General features: G+C 65.9%; 15 protein-coding genes. 9 read left to right on the top strand and 6 right to left on the bottom strand.

From position 1 onward, the window contains the following. The first annotated feature begins 105 nt into the window (after positions 1–105). The 6 genes from IAE60_RS13520 to IAE60_RS13495 all read left to right on the top strand — a co-directional run bounded on the left by IAE60_RS13520 (position 106) and on the right by IAE60_RS13495 (position 8,227). Positions 106–1,221 carry an efflux RND transporter periplasmic adaptor subunit gene (locus tag IAE60_RS13520; RefSeq protein ID WP_187572666.1) on the top strand — a complete coding sequence of 372 codons (1,116 nt, stop codon included), beginning with the start codon at positions 106–108 and terminating at the stop codon, positions 1,219–1,221. A gap of 5 nt (positions 1,222–1,226) precedes the next feature. After that, on the top strand, positions 1,227–4,334 hold the full coding sequence (locus IAE60_RS13515; protein ID WP_187572665.1) for an efflux RND transporter permease subunit: 3,108 nt from the start codon (positions 1,227–1,229) through the stop codon (positions 4,332–4,334). Continuing rightward, positions 4,331–4,633 (top strand): DUF3240 family protein, encoded by a 303-nt coding sequence (locus tag IAE60_RS13510; protein ID WP_187572664.1) that lies wholly within the window; start codon positions 4,331–4,333, stop codon positions 4,631–4,633. Before IAE60_RS13515 ends, IAE60_RS13510 begins: the two co-directional genes overlap by 4 nt. Continuing rightward, positions 4,630–5,859, top strand: coding sequence for a TolC family protein (locus IAE60_RS13505; protein WP_187572663.1), 1,230 nt, complete (start codon positions 4,630–4,632; stop codon positions 5,857–5,859). The genes IAE60_RS13510 and IAE60_RS13505 overlap by 4 nt, the downstream gene beginning before the upstream one ends. Then, complete coding sequence (locus IAE60_RS13500; RefSeq protein ID WP_187572662.1) at positions 5,837–7,354, top strand: ArnT family glycosyltransferase; 1,518 nt, start codon at positions 5,837–5,839, stop codon at positions 7,352–7,354. Before IAE60_RS13505 ends, IAE60_RS13500 begins: the two co-directional genes overlap by 23 nt. A 315-nt stretch (positions 7,355–7,669) precedes the next feature. Continuing rightward, the gene (locus tag IAE60_RS13495; RefSeq protein ID WP_187572661.1) at positions 7,670–8,227 is read left to right on the top strand and encodes a hypothetical protein; all 558 of its coding nucleotides are present in this window, start codon (positions 7,670–7,672) and stop codon (positions 8,225–8,227) included. 524 nt (positions 8,228–8,751) lie between these two features. On the opposite strand, the gene IAE60_RS13490 is transcribed toward IAE60_RS13495, so the two are convergent. Then, positions 8,752–9,660: a LysR family transcriptional regulator gene (locus IAE60_RS13490; RefSeq protein WP_244966577.1), complete on the bottom strand. Its 909-nt coding sequence runs from the start codon at positions 9,658–9,660 to the stop codon at positions 8,752–8,754. Positions 9,661–9,872: 212 nt separating this feature from the next. On the opposite strand from IAE60_RS13490, the gene IAE60_RS13485 reads away from it, so the two are divergent. After that, positions 9,873–10,823, top strand: coding sequence for a YeiH family protein (locus IAE60_RS13485; RefSeq protein WP_425504475.1), 951 nt, complete (start codon positions 9,873–9,875; stop codon positions 10,821–10,823). Positions 10,824–10,845: 22 nt separating this feature from the next. Here the strand turns inward: IAE60_RS13485 and cydX are convergent, their stop codons facing one another. Genes cydX through IAE60_RS13465 form a run of 4 tightly spaced genes read right to left on the bottom strand, consistent with a single transcriptional unit; the run spans position 10,846 to position 14,159 of the window. Further along, positions 10,846–10,959, bottom strand: a complete 114-nt coding sequence (gene cydX, locus IAE60_RS13480; protein ID WP_162111075.1) for a cytochrome bd-I oxidase subunit CydX — start codon at positions 10,957–10,959, stop codon at positions 10,846–10,848. A 15-nt stretch (positions 10,960–10,974) separates the two neighbouring features. After that, on the bottom strand, positions 10,975–11,424 hold the full coding sequence (locus IAE60_RS13475) for a NifB/NifX family molybdenum-iron cluster-binding protein (protein WP_187572659.1): 450 nt from the start codon (positions 11,422–11,424) through the stop codon (positions 10,975–10,977). 10 nt (positions 11,425–11,434) lie between these two features. Then, positions 11,435–12,580, bottom strand: a complete 1,146-nt coding sequence (cydB, locus tag IAE60_RS13470; RefSeq protein ID WP_162111073.1) for a cytochrome d ubiquinol oxidase subunit II — start codon at positions 12,578–12,580, stop codon at positions 11,435–11,437. Between the two features lie 10 nt (positions 12,581–12,590). Beyond that, entirely contained in the window at positions 12,591–14,159 is a 1,569-nt protein-coding gene (locus IAE60_RS13465) for a cytochrome ubiquinol oxidase subunit I (protein WP_187572658.1), read from the bottom strand. A gap of 248 nt (positions 14,160–14,407) precedes the next feature. Between IAE60_RS13465 and IAE60_RS13460 the strand changes: the two genes are divergently transcribed. After that, on the top strand, positions 14,408–15,724 hold the full coding sequence (locus IAE60_RS13460; RefSeq protein ID WP_222937140.1) for a sigma-54 interaction domain-containing protein: 1,317 nt from the start codon (positions 14,408–14,410) through the stop codon (positions 15,722–15,724). Here the strand turns inward: IAE60_RS13460 and IAE60_RS13455 are convergent. After that, entirely contained in the window at positions 15,721–16,701 is a 981-nt protein-coding gene (locus IAE60_RS13455) for a hydrogen peroxide-inducible genes activator (protein ID WP_187572657.1), read from the bottom strand. The two genes, IAE60_RS13460 and IAE60_RS13455, sit on opposite strands and share 4 nt — an antisense overlap. A 137-nt stretch (positions 16,702–16,838) precedes the next feature. On the opposite strand from IAE60_RS13455, the gene IAE60_RS13450 reads away from it, so the two are divergent. Next, complete coding sequence (locus IAE60_RS13450; RefSeq protein ID WP_187572656.1) at positions 16,839–17,732, top strand: MBL fold metallo-hydrolase; 894 nt, start codon at positions 16,839–16,841, stop codon at positions 17,730–17,732. Positions 17,733–17,766 lie beyond the last annotated feature (34 nt).

Raw genomic sequence — 17,766 nt, 5'->3', positions numbered from 1 at the left:
GCAGGAACCTTCATTGCCGCGGGAAAACGCGTTCGGCCTCCGTCTTAAGCGTTCCCCAAGCTTGGTCCGCCAGCATATGCGCAACTGGCTTGAGGATCCGCACGTATGCGTCTGCGCCTACTGTACTGGATGGCAACTGCGGCGGTTGCCGTGACGCTGCTGGCATGGTGGCTATGGCCGCATGGTGCGGAGGCGCCGGCGGCCAGTGTTGCGCCCACCGCCGATGCGCAGGGAAGGGTGCGGCTGACCCAGGAGCAGGAACGCAACCTCGGCATCAGGATCGAGCGGAGCCGCGCCGCGACGGACGTGCCGGTGACCGGTCTGCCCGCGGAAGCGATGCCGCCGCTGGCGACGAGTAGCCAGGTCACCGTTCCGTTTGCCGGCGTGGTCACGCGCGTGCTTGTGGACGAAGGCGAGCATGTGCGGCGCGGGCAGCCGTTGCTGCGAGTGCAGAGCCGGGATTTCATCGCAGTGCAGGGCGCGCTGGCGCGCGCACATGCCGAGTCGGGCGCGGCGCAGCAGCAGGCTCGCCGGGATGCGTTGCTGGCCGAAGAGGGCATCATTCCGACTGCGCGCAGGATCGAGAGCGAAGCGCGATCGGCAGCGGCGTCAGCCAGCGTGAGGGAGGCCGGCGCCATGTTGGCCCAGTTGCGTCGCCCAGCGGAAGGCATGCCGGGCGAATACGAGATCCTCGCCCCTCAAACCGGGCGCATCCTGCGTCGCGGCGTCAGGCCGGGACAGGCGATGGAGGCGATGGCCCCAGCGTTCTTGGTCGCCGGGGGCACCGGGCTGGATATCGTGTTCACCGCGCCCATCGGCCTGCATGGCGAGTTGCGGCCCGGCCTCGGCGTGCGTCTGCCCGATGGGGGCATGGCCACGGTGGTGGCGGTGGGCGCGGATACCGACGCGCTGAGCCAGGGCCTGCGGGTCCGCGCACGCGCGGAGCGCGCCGGCACCCTGGTCCCGGGCCAGCAGTTGGAAGTGGCGCTGTCGCTGCCTGCGCCGGCGGATGCGGTGGAGGTGCCGGCGTCGGCGCTGCTTCCGCAGGGGGAGAAGCAGGTGTTGTATCTCCTCGAGCAGACCGGCTACCGCGGGCAGGTGGTCGTGCCGCTAGGCAGCGACGGTAGCCGTGCCGTGGTCAGCGCCAAAGGCTTGCGTCCTGGCATGCAGGTGGTGGTCGCGGGCGCCAGCGTGCTCAAGTCGCTGGCGCCGACGGAGTAAGCGCTGTGCTCGCACGCCTGATCGAATTTTCGCTGCGCCAGCGCCTGCTGGTCCTGCTGGTCGCTTTCGGCATCGCCGGGGCGGGCATGCTGGCCTTCGCCCGCTTGCCGATCGATGCGTTTCCGGACATCTCGCCCACCCAAGTGAAGATGGTGCTCAAGGCACCGGGCATGACGCCCGAGGAAGTCGAGGCGCGGGTTATCGCCCCCCTGGAAATGGAGTTGCTGGGCGTCCCGCGCGCCGTGATGTTGCGCTCCACGTCCAAATACGCCATCGCCGACATCACACTGGATTTCGCCGAGGGGACAGACATCTACTGGGCGAGGCAGCAGGTGGCCGAGCGCTACGGCAACGTCGTCCCGCTGCTGCCTGCGGATGTCGGCGGAGGTCTTGCACCGATCTCCACCCCGCTGTCGGATGTCTACATGTTCACCGTCGAGGGCGGCAACCTGAGCCTGCAGGAGCGCCGCAGCCTGCTCGACTGGACCCTGCGTCCGGCCTTGCGCACTCTGCCCGGCGTCGCGGACGTGAATGTGCTGGGTGGCCATGCGCGCAGTTTCGTGGTGGTGCCGGACCGCGTCCGCCTGGCCGCGACAGGCCTGCGCCTGCGCGATATCGCTGACGCGCTTGAGCGGAACAACCGGAACGACGGTGCGGGTCGCCTGCAGGCTGGGGAATCGGCCCTGATCGTGCGCGCCGAAGGCGCACTACGTTCGCTCGAAGACATCGGCAACGTCGTGGTGCGCGCAGGCATGCCGCCGGTCAGGATCCGGGACCTCGCGCGGGTGAAGGTGGACGCATTGACTCGCTATGGTGCGGTGGCCAAGGACGGCGAAGGCGAGGCGGTACAGGGCATCGTTGTCGCGCTGCGGGGTACCGACGCTTCGCAGCTGATAGCGCGCGTCGAGGCACGGCTAACGGAACTCAAGTCAAGCCTGCCCGCCGGCGTCCGGATCGTGCCGTTCTACAACCGCAGTGCGTTGATCGAACGCGCGGTTGGAACGGTGACCCGTGCGCTGATGGAGGCCACCGTCCTGGTGGTGATCCTGCTGCTACTGTTCCTGGGCGAGTGGCGCGCCTCGGTGGTGGTCGCCTCCATGCTGCCGTTCGCATCCTTGTTCACCTTCCTGCTGATGCAGGCGACCGGGCAAAGCGCCAACCTGATGAGCCTGGGTGGCTTGGCGATCGCCATTGGCATGCTCGTCGACGCGGCGGTGGTGGTGGTCGAGAACACCGTGGCCCGGCTCGGCCCCCAAGCCGCCGGTGCGCACCTGCCCCGTCTGCACCGGGTCTATGCGGCGGCGCGCGAGGTTGCCACGCCGGTGGCCGCAGGCATGCTGATCATCGTACTGACCTTCCTGCCGCTACTGACCCTGGAGGGGCTGGAAGGCAAGCTGTTCAGTCCGGTGGCCCTGACCATCGTGTTCGCGCTGGGGGCTTCGTTGCTGCTGTCGTTGACGTTCGTGCCTGTCGTCGCCTCGTTCGTCCTGAAAGAACATGCGCACAGCGAACCTTGGCTGATGCGGAAAATCGACGGCTTCTACCGGCCATTGCTGGACAAGGTGCTGGTCAGGCCGGGCTTGGCCTTCGCTGGTGCGGGGCTGGCACTGGCGCTGGGCGTCGTCGGCTATCTGGGCGTTGGCAAGAGTTTCATGCCCACCATGGACGAGGGCGACATCCTGGTGCAGTTGCAGAAATCCCCTTCCATTTCGCTTGAGCGCTCGGTGGAGCTGGACATCGCGGTTGGACGTGCGCTTCGCAGCCTGCCCGAGGTCGAGCACGTCGTATCCCGCGTCGGTTCCGATGAGTTGGGCCTGGATCCGATGGGCCTGAACGAGACCGACATGTTCCTGAAGCTCAAGCCGAAGAGCGAGTGGCGCGAGCCGGACAAGGCCTGGTTGGTCGAGCAGATCCGCCGCACGCTCGTCGGGTTCCCTGGCATCGACTACGGCTTCACTCAGCCCATCGAGATGCGGGTGTCGGAGATGCTCACCGGCAGCCGTGGCGACCTGGCCATCAAGGTGTTCGGTCCCGACCTTGGAGTGCTGGGCGATCTTGCCACGCGCGTGGCGGCGACCGTGGAAGATGTGCGGGGTGCACGTGATGTCCTGACCCAGACGACCGAGGGTGTGGACTACCTCAAGCTCGACATCGATGCTGCCGCCGCTGGACGCTTCGGGCTGTCGGTGGCCGACGTGCAGGATGAGCTGCGTTCCCAGGTGGAGGGCGTGACGGCGGGGCATGTCATCGAGCCGGACCGGCGTACGCCGATACTTGTTCGCGGTGGCGACGAGGTACGGATGTCCGCCGAACGCTTCACGCGGGTCCGGATCAGCCTGCCCGCGGGCGGCGAGGTGCCGCTCTCGGCGCTGGCCCGGATCCAGCCGGGCAGCGGTCCCGTCAAGATCGGGCGGGAGGGTGGCGCACGCTTCGCCCTGGTGCAGGCCAATGTCGACGGGCGCGACCTGGTCGGATTCGTGGATGAGGCCAAACAGGCCGTTGCGTCGCGGATTGCACTTCCCGCGGGCTACTCGCTGCAGTGGGGCGGGCAATTCGAGAACCAGCAGCGTGCGGCCGCGCGCCTGGGACTGGTGGTGCCGGTGGCGCTGGGCTTGATCTTCGTGGTGCTGTTCATGACGTTCGGCTCTGCCAGGCAGGCGCTGCTCATCCTCTGCAATGTCCCCTTCGCGCTGGTGGGTGGCGTGCTCGCGCTGTGGATGTCCGGTCAGTATTTGTCGGTGCCGGCCTCGGTGGGTTTCATCGCGCTGCTCGGCGTGGCCGTGCTCAACGGCCTGGTGCTGGTGACCCAGTTCAACCAGCTTCATGCACAGGGCTTGCCGATGCAGAGGGTGGTGCGCGAGGGCGCATGGCGGCGCGTGCGCCCGGTGATGATGACGGCCAGCATTACCGCACTGGGCCTGGTGCCGCTGTTGCTCGCTTCGGGGCCAGGCTCGGAAATCCAGCGCCCCTTGGCGATCGTGGTGGTCGGTGGACTGGTATCGGCCACGGCGCTCACGTTGCTGCTGATGCCTTTGCTGTACTTGCGCTTCGGCCAACCCGATGGCCGGCGCACGCGTGGCGGCATCGCACCAGGTGAAGGAGCCACCGTATGAGCCTGTTGCGCCTGAGTGTGCTGTTTCCGCCGGGGCTGGAAGAGCCCATCACCGAAGCCATCAGCGCGGATGCCTCGATGCCCGGGTTCACCTTGCTGCATGCCGAGGGCCACAGCAGCGACTTCAGCCGTGCCTCCAGCGCAGAGCAGGTGCGCGGACGGATCCAGCGGCGGGTGTTGTGGATGGTGATGGAGGCCGATCGGCTGGACGACGTACTCCAATTGTTGCGCACGCATGTGGATTGCCGCGACGTGCGCTGGTGGACCGAACCCGTGCTGGCGATGGGAAGGCTGGGATGAAGATCGTCTTTATGGTGCTGCTGTCCGTTGCCGTCCTGCCTGCGCAGGCAGCGCAATGGTTGCCGGACCCCCAACGCGTGGCCCAGGCCATCGGCGCGCAGCCCGAAGTGCGGGCTGCCCGCGCTCGGGTCGACGCGGCGCGGGCGCAGGCCCGCGCCCGCGCCGCCGGTCCTCATGAGGTCACTGCAAGCGCCATCGTCCAGCAGCGCAACATCGACGAGGCCGGAGGCGGACGCGACTATCGTGAATACGAGTTGCAGGTGGGGCGCGCGTTCCGCCTGCCCGGCAAGGTGGCGTTGGACCGGAGTATCGGTGAGCAGGGCGTGCTGGCCGCGGAGTTGCGTTTGGACGATGCGCGCCACCAGGCGGCGCGCCGACTCCTGGACGACTGGATGGCCTGGTTGCGCGCCGACGCACAGCGCAGAGAGATGGACGGCCAGTTGGAGGCTCTGCGGCGAGAGCACGCTGCGCTGGCCCGCCGGGTGCAGGTAGGCGATGCCGCACAAAAGGATCTCGATTTGCTCGGGGTGGATCTGGCCCAGACCGAGGCCCAGCACCTGGCGGCCAGCACCGCGGTGGATGTGGCGCGGCAGGCGCTGACGACGGATTTTCCGTCGTTGTCGCTGCCGGAGCGGGTTCCTGAAGTGACCGTCCCGCAAGAGCTGACGGAGTCCGCTGAGGTCTGGGCTCGGCGCATCGTCGAGCGGAGCCACGAGATCGCCGCCCTCGAGGCGGATGCTGCCCAAGCCGAAGCCCTTGCCGCGCGCAGCCGCGCCGACCGCTTCGCCGACCCGACCATCGGCCTGCGCCTGATGAACGATCGCGGCGGTGCCGAACGGGCGCTCGGCGTGGTGGTGTCGGTGCCGATAGGAGGCCGGTACCGCAGTGCGACGGCCGCCGGGGATGGTGCGACGGCCGCCGCACTGCACGGGGATGCGGCCGCCATGCAGCGCGACATCCGGCGCGAGGCCGGGACAAGCGTCGAAACCGCACAGGCCCGGTACAGCCAATGGCTGGCCCAACGGCGCGCCCTGGATGCCAGCAGTGCCGCCAACCGGCGCGTGCATCGTGGTTGGCAGTTGGGCGAACTGTCGTTATCGGATTGGCTGATGGCCGAGCGGATGCAGCGCCAGATCGCACTGAACGAGGCGGAGGCGCGCATCGCGGCCGAGCAGGCCCGACTCCGCGTCCTGGTGGATAGCCATGAAATCTGGCACGAGGAATAGCGCGCCCGTTCACTGGCGTGACGGCCCGGCCCGCCGTCGCGTCTGGATCAGCGTGCTGACGGTCCTGCTGGCCTTCACCTTCCTCGGCATGCGCGGCATCTGGGATCCCGACGAGGGGCGCTACACCAACGTGGCACTCAACATGCTCGATAGCGGCGACTGGCTCGAACCGCATCGTCACCACGAGACCGGGCACTGGACCAAACCGCCGCTCACCTACTGGGCGATCGCCGCGAGCGTGGCGGCATTCGGCCGGGATCCGTGGGCGGCGCGGTTGCCGGCGGCACTGGCCTACCTGCTGAGCGCATGGCTGGCCTGGCGCATCGCGCGGCGGCTGACGCCCGGCGCCGAGGACATGGCCGCGCTCGCCTACGCCACGATGCTGCTGCCGTTCGGCGCATCCGGGCTGATCACCACCGACTTCCTGCTCGCCGCCAGCGAAACCCTGGCGGTCTGGGCCTTCGTCGAAGCGCGCTTCGGCCCGGGGCGGCGGGTGGCCGGGTGGCTGGTGCTGATGTGGGTGGGATTCGCGCTCGCCTTCCTCACCAAGGGCCCACCGGCGTTGCTACCGCTGCTGGTGATGGCGATCTACGGTTGGCTGGTGCCGCGCGAACGGGGTCACCGCCTGTTCGACAGCGCAGGGCTGGCGGTCTTCCTGCTGCTGGCGCTGCCGTGGTTCGTGACGGTGACGGTGAACAATCCAGGCCTGCTCGAATACTTCATCGGCGATGAGGTGGTGAATCGCGTCACCACCGACAAATTCGGCCGTCATGGGCAGTGGTACGGCTGGCTTGTCATCTACGTGCCGACGCTGCTGCTCGGTACCGTGCCCTGGACCGCCGATCTGTGGCGCTGGGCGAAGTCGCTGCCCGCCACCCTCCGCGCCTGGCGTGCGCCGGCCGTGCGCGATGCGCAGCGCGCCGACGTGCTGCTCGCGCTGTGGCTGTTGCTGCCGTTGGTCGTGTTCTGCCTGGCGCGCTCGCGGTTACCGTTGTATCTGCTGCCGCTGTTCGTGCCGCTGGCATTGTTGATAGCGCAGCGGCGGAAGGCCGATGGGCGCGGCATGCCGCGCTGGCCCCGGCTGCTGGTCTGGTTCGGCCTGCTGCTGGCGTTGCGCCTGGCTGCCGCTTGGTGGCCGACCCACAAGGATGCGGGGGCATGGGCCGAGGCGATACATGACCGCGCGCCCGGACCGATCCATGAAGTCGTATTCGTCGAAGACATGGCGCGCTACGGCCTGAACCTGCACTTGGGGGTCGAGATCGAGAGGGTCGCGCTGGATCCGCCGCCGCGCCAAGGCTACGCAGAGCGATCCTTCGACCAGGATCTGCGCAGCGAGTTGACCGAGCGCGAACCGGGCGTGGTGTGGATCGCCAAGCGCGAACGCTGGGACGAGCTGCAGGCGCGTATCGCGGCACTGGGCTATCGCACGCAGGCGGTGGGGCCGGATTACCACGGACGCGTCATCTTCCTGGTCCGACCGGCGGATGGATGAACGTCATGGCGGTCGCGTCCTCGCGGTCGGGCAAGCAATGCGCATCGATCCGGAGCGCTGCGTCAGAACGTCGCGCAGCGCTAGTACCCAAGCAGAACAAGTGCGGCGCATGCATGCTCCGACTCAAGAAGTGACGGGTTGGCGATCGTGGTATGCGGCAGCCGTTCCCGCCTGATCCGTCGTTTCGGCAGCGGTGTACTCGGCATGAAGGTCGGATGGACGGTAGGGAAATCTCCCCTCCGGATTGATCCGGATCAAGGAAGTCCCTCCGGATGGGCGAATGATGCGAGGCACATCCACACGCAGAGGTGTCGCATGACCAGGAAGCCTTTCTTCATCATCGCCGCTTGTCTTGTCCTTTCCGCCTCGGGCCTCGCTTACGCACAGCAGCGCGGCGGGCAAGGCGCCCCGGCGCAGCGGGGCCAGGGCGTCCAGCAACAGGACCGCTTGCGCGATCCCAGCCGGAATCTCGATCGCGACAGCACACAGACCCAGGTATACGGCTATCAGTTGATGACCGAGGAGGAGCGCACCGCATACCGCAACAAGATGCGGAATCTCAGAACCCAGCAGGAGCGTGAAGCCTTCCGCCTGGAGCACCACCAACTCATGCGGCAACGTGCGGTCGAGCGCGGCATAGCGTTGCCAGACGTGCCGCCTGGCCGCGCCTCCGGCAGGGGTCCCGGCGCACGTTCCGGTACGAGGATGGGGCCCGGTGCCGGCATGCAGGGCGGCCAGCAGCAAACGCAAGCGCAGACCCAACAGCAGATCGAACAGCGCACGCGGCAAGAACAACCGGCGCCACAGAGCCAACAGACGACACAGCAACAGGTCCAGGAGCGGAAGGAGCAGGAAAGCGACAAGGACGACTGACGGAGTCGGATATCCTCGACGCGAATCGTTGGGCGCCGCACTGCCCCTGCACGACAAGCCGCGCAGGGGCAGTGAGGCGCTTCTTCTCCTCCACTCAATCGCAGCCCAGTCAACGTCCGTCATCTTCTTGCGCTTGGCGGTCAGGCGCAGCCCCGGCCAAGCTGGATACAGGTCCTGAAGCGTGGCGGTTACAGCAGCCAAGTGAGGTGGCGAATGCCAGCCTCCGGCGGGCAGGGCGAGCTCTCTCGATGCCATTTCCGCGGAGAGCTCCACAACGATGGGAATCGTCGGCGGCACCCATCCGATATCCGCCACGGGGTCGCGAAGCGGACATCTCTAGTGGCCAAAACCGTCGAGAAGCCGACTGCGGCCGTGCTTGTCGGTCCGCCCAGTGAAACGGAAACGCCGTAGGCTCTGGGCGCCGACGGTGCCAACTCCGGGGCGCTGACCAGGCTCCTCGATTTGGCTTCGCTAAACTCATGGCAAACGGAGCCCTTGAACTGAGGTCACGTCATTTCGCCGGATCATCCGTGGCGCTCTGCCAGGATCGCCGTGAACGCGCGCACGAGCGGGGAGGGCGGGCGCTCCCTGAGTTGGAGCAGATACAGGGGCCGCATCTGGCCCGACACGGGATGGCGCAGGTACTTGAGCCGGCCCAGTTGAGCCAGGTCGCGGACGACGCACTCGGGGAGGATCGCCACACCAAGTCCCGCGGCTACGGCACGCGCAATGCCTTCGTTGCTGCCCAGTTCCACCCGCCGATCCGGTTCGATGCCGGCAGTCTGCATGATGTCTTCGGTCACCAGGCGGGTTCCCGACCCGGGCTCGCGCATCAGCCACGGCTGGCGGTTCAATTCATCGGTGCCGAGCTTGCGCCTGCGGGCCACGGGGGACGCAGGATGGGCGACGAGTCGCATCTGATCGTCCCGCCAGTGCGTGGCCACGATGCGCGGGTCGTCCACAACACCTTCCACCAGCGCCACATCCAGCTCGCAATCGATCAGCGTCTGCGCGATGGACTGCGTGTTTCCAACCACAACCCTGACGTCGATCGAAGGGAGCCCCGTCGACAGTGCCGCCACGTAAGGTGGTAGCCAGTATCCGGCAACCGTCGTGCTGGCACCGACCACCAGGCGACCCCGCTGGTTGCCGATGCGGGCACGGATGTCCTCCAGTGCCGCCCGTTCCAACGCGAAGATGCCGCGGGCGTGCTCGTACAAGGCGCTGCCGCTGTCGGTCAATCGTACCCCCTTCGTCCCTCTGGCACCGCCGGAACCACGCTCGATCAAGGTCAGGTCCAGCTGGCGCTCCAGCTCGCGCACCGCTTTGGAAACCGCGGGTTGGCTGACGTGCAGGACTTCAGCGGCGCGCGAGAAGCTGCGGTGATCAGCGACCATGAAAAAGATGCGCAACAGATGCAAGTTGATATGCATAACCGCAACTCATCCAAGGGTGAGAAGGATGTATTGGACTCACGTTAATGGCGGGCCTAGCGTTTGTGCATTCCCCGACCCCGAATGGTCCCTGAGAGATTCTGGTCATGCGTCACTACGTGCCTGTCGCGTTTGCGGTATTCCTTCGACCCTTGAGGGAGACATCCTGGTGGCTCGGACTCGCCCTGGCCGGTACGGTGGCCGCCGCCGCCATGGCCTTGGCCAAGTCGACCTGGGCCCAGCACCTGGGACTGAGTGCGCTGACGCTGGCGATAGTCTGCGGCATTGTTGCGGGCAATACGGTCTTTCCTGTAGTCGCTACCCACGTATCGACGGGAGTGGACTTCTCCAAGAACATGCTGTTGCGCGCCGGCATCGTGCTGTATGGATTCCGCATCACGTTCCAGCAGATTGCTGACGTGGGCTGGGCCGGCGTAACGACCGCGGTGATGATGGTCACCTCGACGTTCCTCCTGTCCGTTCTGGTGGGAACGCGCATCCTGAAGCTGGACCGGCAGACCGCCATGTTGATCGGTGCAGGAAGCGCCATCTGCGGTGCCGCAGCGGTCATGGCGGTCGAGCCCGTAGTGCGCGGGCAGGCGCACAAGGTGTCGGTGGCAGTGGCCACCGTGATGGTATTCGGCACGCTGGCAATGTTCGCCTATCCCTGGCTCTACCCGCACTTGGGCTTGTCGGAGCATGAATTCGGCATGTTCGCTGGATCGACCATTCACGAAGTGGCCCAAGTCGTGGCCGCCGCTCGGAGCGTCGGTGATGCCGCGGCGGCCACCGCTGTGATCGAGAAGATGATCAGGGTGATGCTGCTCGCACCCTTCCTGTTGTTCCTGTCGATCGCGTCGAGGGGCGCGAACGAGGCCGACGCCGGTGGCGCGCGCATCACGATCCCATGGTTCGCCGTACTGTTCATCGCCGCCAGCGCGGCAAACTCGCTCAACGTGCTACCGGTCAGACTTGTCGACGCGCTGATCGAAGTCGATACCATGCTGCTGTCCGTCGCGATGGCCGCGCTAGGCCTGCGCACCCATGTGGGGGCGATCCGTCAAGCGGGCGTGAGGCCGCTCCTGCTCGCCGCGGTGCTGTTCGTGTTCCTGATCGGCGGAGGATACGGGATAAACCGTACTGTCACGCGGCTCCTGACCTGACCTGACGAAGTCCCGGACTGCGTTAGTCGCCTTCCGAAGCGTCTCGGCGCCCCTGCTCGTGTTCCCCCCACATTGCGTTGAGGATGGCCAGCAATACCGCAAAGCCGACCCCGAGGATCCACGCGAAATACCACATAGCTGTTTCTCCTATTCAACCCTTTGGGTCGTCGTCGGTGCGACGCGACGGAGCCGGGTCTGATTGAGCGATTCGTTCGTTGTGTCCCGCGCAGCGACAGGTGCCGCCGTCTGCGCGGGAGGCTGCCGCTGGCAGGGGCGGCCGCACTTCCAGGTGGCCCTCCCGCCATGCCGCCAGTGCCTGCTCCGGGAGCAGGATGTCGGTCACGATCAAGTGGACGCCATGCCGTGCCAGTCGAGCCTGCAGGCCAGGGCCGGCACTGGCGGTGATGATCACGTCCACATCGCGGAGTGCGTCCGGAAGGCCTTCCGCACACGAAAAGAGCGTCTGTTCCTTCGCAAGGGCGCGCGATTCCCATTCGCCCTCGCAGCCATCGCCGACACGTTTGACCATGAAATGTCGGCAGCGGCCCGCATGCGGGGTGACGTGACGGCGGTTCTGTGTCGTGAGTGCGATCGTGGTCATCACGCGGGCCTCAGTATGCGGAATGCTCGTTGGCACGTATGTCGTCGACGGTCACCTTGCCGCGCATCACCCGGTAGGCCCAGCCCGTATAGAAGATGATGATGGGCATGAACACCAGCGTGGCCCAGAACATCAGCGCGAGTGTCAGATGGCTTGAGGTGCTGTCCCATACCGTCAGGCTGGAGCGCGGATCGGACGAGGAGGGCATGACGAAGGGAAACAACGCCGCGCCGGCGGTGCCGATCACGCCGACGATGGACAGCGAGGAGGCCAGGAAGGCCGCCAACGTACGGCCGGTGCGAACCAGCCCTGCAGCCGCAAGCGCTCCCGACGCGCCCAGGATCGGCAGCAGCCAGATCAACGGCTGCTTCTCGTAGTTCGCCCACCAGGCGCCGGCATCACGGACGACCGTCTTGGCCAGAGGGTCGGGCAGCGCGTCGGGTGCGAGCGCGGTCTGGATGCTGAAGCCCTCGATGCCCCCAAAGCGCAACCACAACCCGGCAGCCACGAAGGCCAGCACCATCACCAGGGCCGCGCCGACGGCGGCGGTCGTGGTGCGTCGTTGCACGTCGCCCACCGTCCTGTGAGCCAGGTACATGCCGCCGTGCATGGTGATCATGGCGCTGGAGACCACGCCGACCAGCAACGCAAAGGGATTGAGCAGCGCCCAGAAGGTACCCGTGTACGTAGGCATCAGGATGTCGTTGAAGTGGAAGGGAACACCCTGGAACAGATTGCCGAACGCCACACCGAAGATGAGCGGAGGTACCGCACCTCCGATGAAAAGACCCCAGTCCCATGTCCTGCGCCAGGCGGGGTGGGCGATCTTGCTGCGATAGTCAAAGCCGACCGGCCGGAAGAACAGGGCCCACAACACCGCCAGCATGGCCCAGTAAAAGCCCGAGAAGGCCGTCGCATAAACGAGGGGCCATGCAGCGAAGATGGCGCCCCCTCCGGTGATGAACCAGACCTGGTTTCCATCCCAGTGTGGACCGACGGTATTGATGACCACTCTGCGCTCTTCGTCGTTCCTTCCGACGAAGGGCAGGAGGGTGCCGACGCCCATGTCGTGTCCGTCCATGATGGCGAAACCGACCAGCAGGACGCCAACCAGGATCCACCAGATGACTTTGAAGGTGGGGTAGTCGAAGATCATCGGATTCTCCTCAGGGATGCGCCAGAGCATCGGCGACGTCGAGGTCGTAACGACCGGTGCCCAGGCTGCCTGGTCCTTGCCGGGCGAACTTGACCATCAGGTACATCTCGACCGCCAGCAGGACGGTGTAGAACACGACAAACCCTGCGAGCGAGCCGTACAGGCTGGTAACGCTCAGGTTCGACACCGACATGTGCGTCGGCAGTACGCCGTAGATGGTCCAGGGCTGGCGGCCGTACTCGGCGACGAACCAGCCAAGCTCGCAGGCTATCCATGGTGCGGGCAGCATCCACAGGGCCCACTTCAACAACCAGCGGCGCTCGGTGAAGCGTCCTTTTACCGTCTGCCAGAATGCCAGGGCGAACAGGACGAGCATCAGGAAGCCGAGCGCCACCATCAGGCGGAATGACCAGAACATGGGCGCGACGCGTGGGATGGTGTCATCCACAACGCGGTCGATGATCGGGGGCGTGACCTCGGTCAGGTCGCGTACGTACTGCCGAACCAGCAGACCGAACCCCAGGTCCGCCTTGTGCGATTCGAACCGGGACCTCGCTTCCAGGTCCCCGCGGTCCGCACGCAGGCGCTCCAGTGCTTCGACGGCCTGCATGCCGCTGATGATGCGCTCGCGGTTACGCGCCTTGATCTGCTTGATGCCGGGAATCGCCTGGTCGGTGCTCCGTGTTCCGATGAGGCCGAGGACCCAGGGGATCTCGATTTCCCAGTCGTTGCGCTGCTCCCGTTCGTTGATGCCTGCCACCAGCGCCAGCCCCGCCGGCGCTGGCCGGGTTTCCCACATCGCCTCCATGGCCGCCAGCTTGGTCTGCTGCGCTTCGCCCACGGTGTAACCGGATTCGTCGCCCAGCACGATCACCGACGCTGTCGCAGCCAAGCCAAAGGCTGCGGCGACGCGGAAGCTGCGCTTGGCGAACTCGATGTTGCGGCCGCGCAACAGGTACCACGCGGATATCGACAGCACGAACATCGCGCCGGTCACATACCCGGCCGATGCGGTGTGCACGAACTTGGCCTGGGCATCCGGGTTGAAGACCACATCCCAGAAGCTGACCATCTCCATGCGCATGGTCTGGTAACTGAACTCGGCGCCGACCGGATACTGCATCCAGCCGTTGGCGACGAGGATCCAGAGAGCGGACAGGTTGGTGCCGATCGCCATCAACAGCGTGACAAGGAGGTGTTGCCCTTTGCTCAAGCGCTCCCAGCCGAAGAAGAACAGGCCGATGAACGTCGACTCCAGGAAGAACGCCATCAGTCCTTCGATCGCCAAGGGTGCACCGAAGATGTCGCCCACGTAGTGCGAGTAGTAGGCCCAGTTGGTGCCGAACTGGAACTCCATGGTGATGCCGGTGGTGACGCCCAAGGCGAAGTTGATGCCGAACAGCTTCCCCCAGAAGCGGGTCATGTCCTTCCAGATGACCTTGCCGGTCATCACGTACACGCTTTCCATGATCACCAGGATCCAGGTGAGGCCGAGGGTGAGCGGTACGAAAAGAAAGTGATACATGGCCGTGACCGCGAACTGCAGTCGCGAAAGTTCGACCAGGTGTTCCGATATCACGGCGACTCCTCCGGTGCGGAATGGAAAGGGGGAGGGGATGGGTCGGCGGGCGGCGCATCCCCTCCCGCGGTGGCGTTGCAAGTCCGCCCCGCGTCTACCCGTACGCATGCAGCGTGCCAATCGCACCAAGCACCACGAAGACTGTTGAATCAGACAGTTACGGCGTAATGATGACCAGCCATGGCGCCGCGTGCGCCATTTATGGCAGCATGGCTCTGCCAAATATGGCGTTTTCAGGTGAAAGCGACTTGAGCACGAAGCTGCCCCCCTTACTGCTCTCTTACCTGGAAAGCCTGCCGGAGCCGCACGTCCTTTTCGATCGGCAGTACCGGATCTTGGCCGCCAATGCCGCCTATGTGGCCTTGTATGCGAGCGAGGCGCCGGTAGTGGGACGGACCTGCCATCAGGTTTCTCATGGCTCTCCGGTCCCCTGCGACAGGATGGGAGAGAGCTGCCCGCTGGCCGCTGCCCTGGCCAGTGGCCAGCGCGAGCGTGCCGTGCACCTGCATCACATGCCGGGCGGGGAGGAGTATTTCAATATCGAATTGACGCCCCTGTTGGGGGGCGCTGCGCGCGAAAGCTATTTTCTGGAAAAGATGGAGCCGTTGCGCGTCCTTGCGCGCGGAGGATCCGAGCGTCGGCTCATTGGGCGCTCCGCACCCTTCCGCTCCATGCTGGAATTGATCACGCGCGCAGGCGACTCGAACGTGAACGTGTTGATCCAGGGCGAGTCGGGCAGTGGCAAGGAAGTCGTCGCGCAGGCCCTGCATGATGCCAGCCCGCGGCGTACGCATCCTTTCGTCGTGCTGGAGTGCGCCAGCTTGTCCGAGACCTTGTTCGAAAGCGAACTCTTCGGACACGAACGGGGTGCTTTCACGGGCGCGCTCAGCACCAAGAAGGGGTTGGTCGAGGTCGCGCACGGGGGCACCCTGTTCCTGGACGAACTGGGCGATGTACCGTTGACGATGCAGGTCAAACTGCTGCGGCTCATCGAAACCGGCTGCTATCGCCGGGTCGGCGGCACCGAATTGCGGTTGGCTGACGTCCGTATCGTCTCGGCCACCCATCGCGACCTGCGCGTGATGGTGGAAGCCGGCAGTTTTCGTCAGGACCTGTACTATCGCGTGAGTACTTTCCCCATCCGCGTACCGCCGCTGCGCGAACGGATGGATGATCTTGAAGGCCTGGTCCGGAACCTGCTTCAGGGCATGGAGGCCGCACGCTCGTTGACGCTGACGCCTTCGGCCCTGGAGCGGCTTCGCCGCCACGACTTCCCCGGCAACGTCCGCGAGTTGCGCAATCTTCTCGAGCGAGCGGTGATCTTCTGTGACGGCCCCCGGATCACGGAGCGCCACATCCTGCGTGCTCTGACATTGGGAAGCGATACGGACACCCATGGAGCCTCGCCACAAGGGGCGACTCCGGCTGAAGGCACCTTGAAGGCCATGCAGACGGGCCTGGTGAAATCCGCGGCCCGCGCGCACACCGGGTCCCGCAAGGCGTTGGCGGAGAAGTTGGGCGTCAGCGAGCGTACGCTCTACAGGCGGCTGCGGGATCGCGACTAGCGCACGCGATGCCGGCGCGGGCGCCCGGCTACTACGCCGGCTGTATCGGGGCGCCACGGTGTGATGTGTTCGGCCGCCCACGCCTGGATGGACTGGCCGAGTTGCAGGAACGTGTCGGCGCGCGCCGAGTTCCGGCGCCAGCAAAGTCCTATCGTCCGGGCATTCGCTTCATCGGCCAGCGGCCTCACTACCAGATCGGTGTTCTGCAGGATGCCGCCCATGATGGCCAGGTCGGGCAGGAGGGTCGCACCCATGCCCTCGGCCACCATGGCCACCAGCGTGTGAAGGCTGGTGGAGGAGAAATTGGCGTGCTCGACCTCGGCAGCTCGCTGCAAGGCGGGAAGCGCATGGCTGTGCAGGCAGTGGTCGTGCTCGAGCAGCAGCAGATTCTGGCTGTCGAAATCGGACTGCACGGCGGTGGTGCACGTCGCCCCGGGCGATTTCGCCGGTGCCGCCGCGGCGACGTAGCGATAGGCGTCGTCGAACAGCATGAAGGTCTCCATGCCGGGGGTATCGTAAGGGAACGCCATCAGGACCAGGTCCAGGCGCCCCTCTGCCAGTTGATCCAGCAGATGGCGGGTCTTGTCCTCCCTCAGCGCCAGGCGCAATCGGGGAAACAGTGCCCCCAGCCTTCGGACCAGTTGGGGCAGCAGGAACGGGCCGATCGTGGGCAGTACACCCATCTCCAACACGCCCGACATCGGGCCTGCGTCGTCCTTCGACATGGCGGCCAACGCCTCTGCGTCGCGCAGAAGCAGGCGTGCCCGCGCGACGAGTCTGCGGCCGGCAGGAGTAATGACCACCGATCGCTTGGTGCGTTCCGCCACGTCCACGCCGAGGGACTCCTCGAGTTCACGGATACCTGCACTGAGCGTGGATTGGGTGACGAAGCAGGACTCGGCGGCGCGGCTGAAATTGCCGTGATCGTGCAGGGCGACCAGGTATCGAAGGTGACGCAGGTTTGGCAGCGGGTTCATGCGGGCATCCAGGGCCCCATGGCGGGGCTATATCGGAATAGACGATTACAGAAACCAGTTTAATTCGTTTCCGTCTGTCTCCGCGGGGCAATAAGGTGGCTCCACGCGCAGGGAGTTCCTGCCACGGGAGTCGACAAATGAACCCTAAGACCCTGCCTCTGCCTTCGGAAAGCCACCCCGAGGTCACCGCATTCTTCGACGAGGCGACCAATACCATCAGTTACGTGGTCCGTGATCCAGCGAGCCAGGCCTGCGCCATCGTCGATTCGGTGATGGACATCGACTACGCGGCTGGCCGCATCTCGTTCGAACATGCGGATCGGATCATCGATCATGTCCGCATGCGCGGCCTCGAAGTGGCGTGGCTGATAGAGACCCACGTCCATGCCGATCATCTGTCCGCCGCACCGTACCTGCAGCAGAAGTTGGGTGGCCGCATCGGCATCGGCGCAGGCATCGTCAAGGTGCAGGAGACCTTCGGAAAGGTGTTCAACGAAGGCACCGAGTTCCAGCGCGACGGCAGCCAGTTCGACCGACTGTTCAGCGACGGAGAGCGCTATCGCATCGGCTCGATGGAGGCGTTCGCGATGCACACGCCGGGCCATACGCCGGCCTGCATGACCCACGTGGTCGGCGATGCCGCCTTCGTCGGCGACACGCTTTTCATGCCCGATGGCGGCACCGCCCGTGCCGACTTCCCTGGCGGCGACGCGCGCACGCTGTACCGCTCGACCAGGCGCATCCTCTCTTTGCCCGAACGCACGCGCTTGTTCATGTGCCACGACTATGGCCCGGGCGGTCGCGAGATCCGCTGGGAGACCACGGTCGCCGAGCAGCGCACGAACAACATCCACGTCCACGACGGCGCCAGCGAGGACGCTTTCGTGCGGATGCGTACCGAACGCGACGCGACGCTGTCGATGCCCCGCCTGATCCTGCCTTCGCTGCAGGTGAACATGCGCGCCGGCCACCTGCCGCCAGCCGACGACGATGGTCGCATCTTCCTGAAAGTGCCGATCGACGCGCTGTAGTCCCGTTCCCGCGCCGGCGGGGCCGTCCTTCCCG

The sequence above is a fragment of the Pseudoxanthomonas mexicana genome (assembly GCF_014397415.1).
In the GTDB taxonomy this organism is placed as follows: Bacteria; Pseudomonadota; Gammaproteobacteria; order Xanthomonadales; family Xanthomonadaceae; genus Pseudoxanthomonas_A; species Pseudoxanthomonas_A mexicana.
The sequence above is the reverse complement of the archived record's forward strand: the minus strand, read 5'-3'. Positions and strand labels throughout refer to the sequence as shown.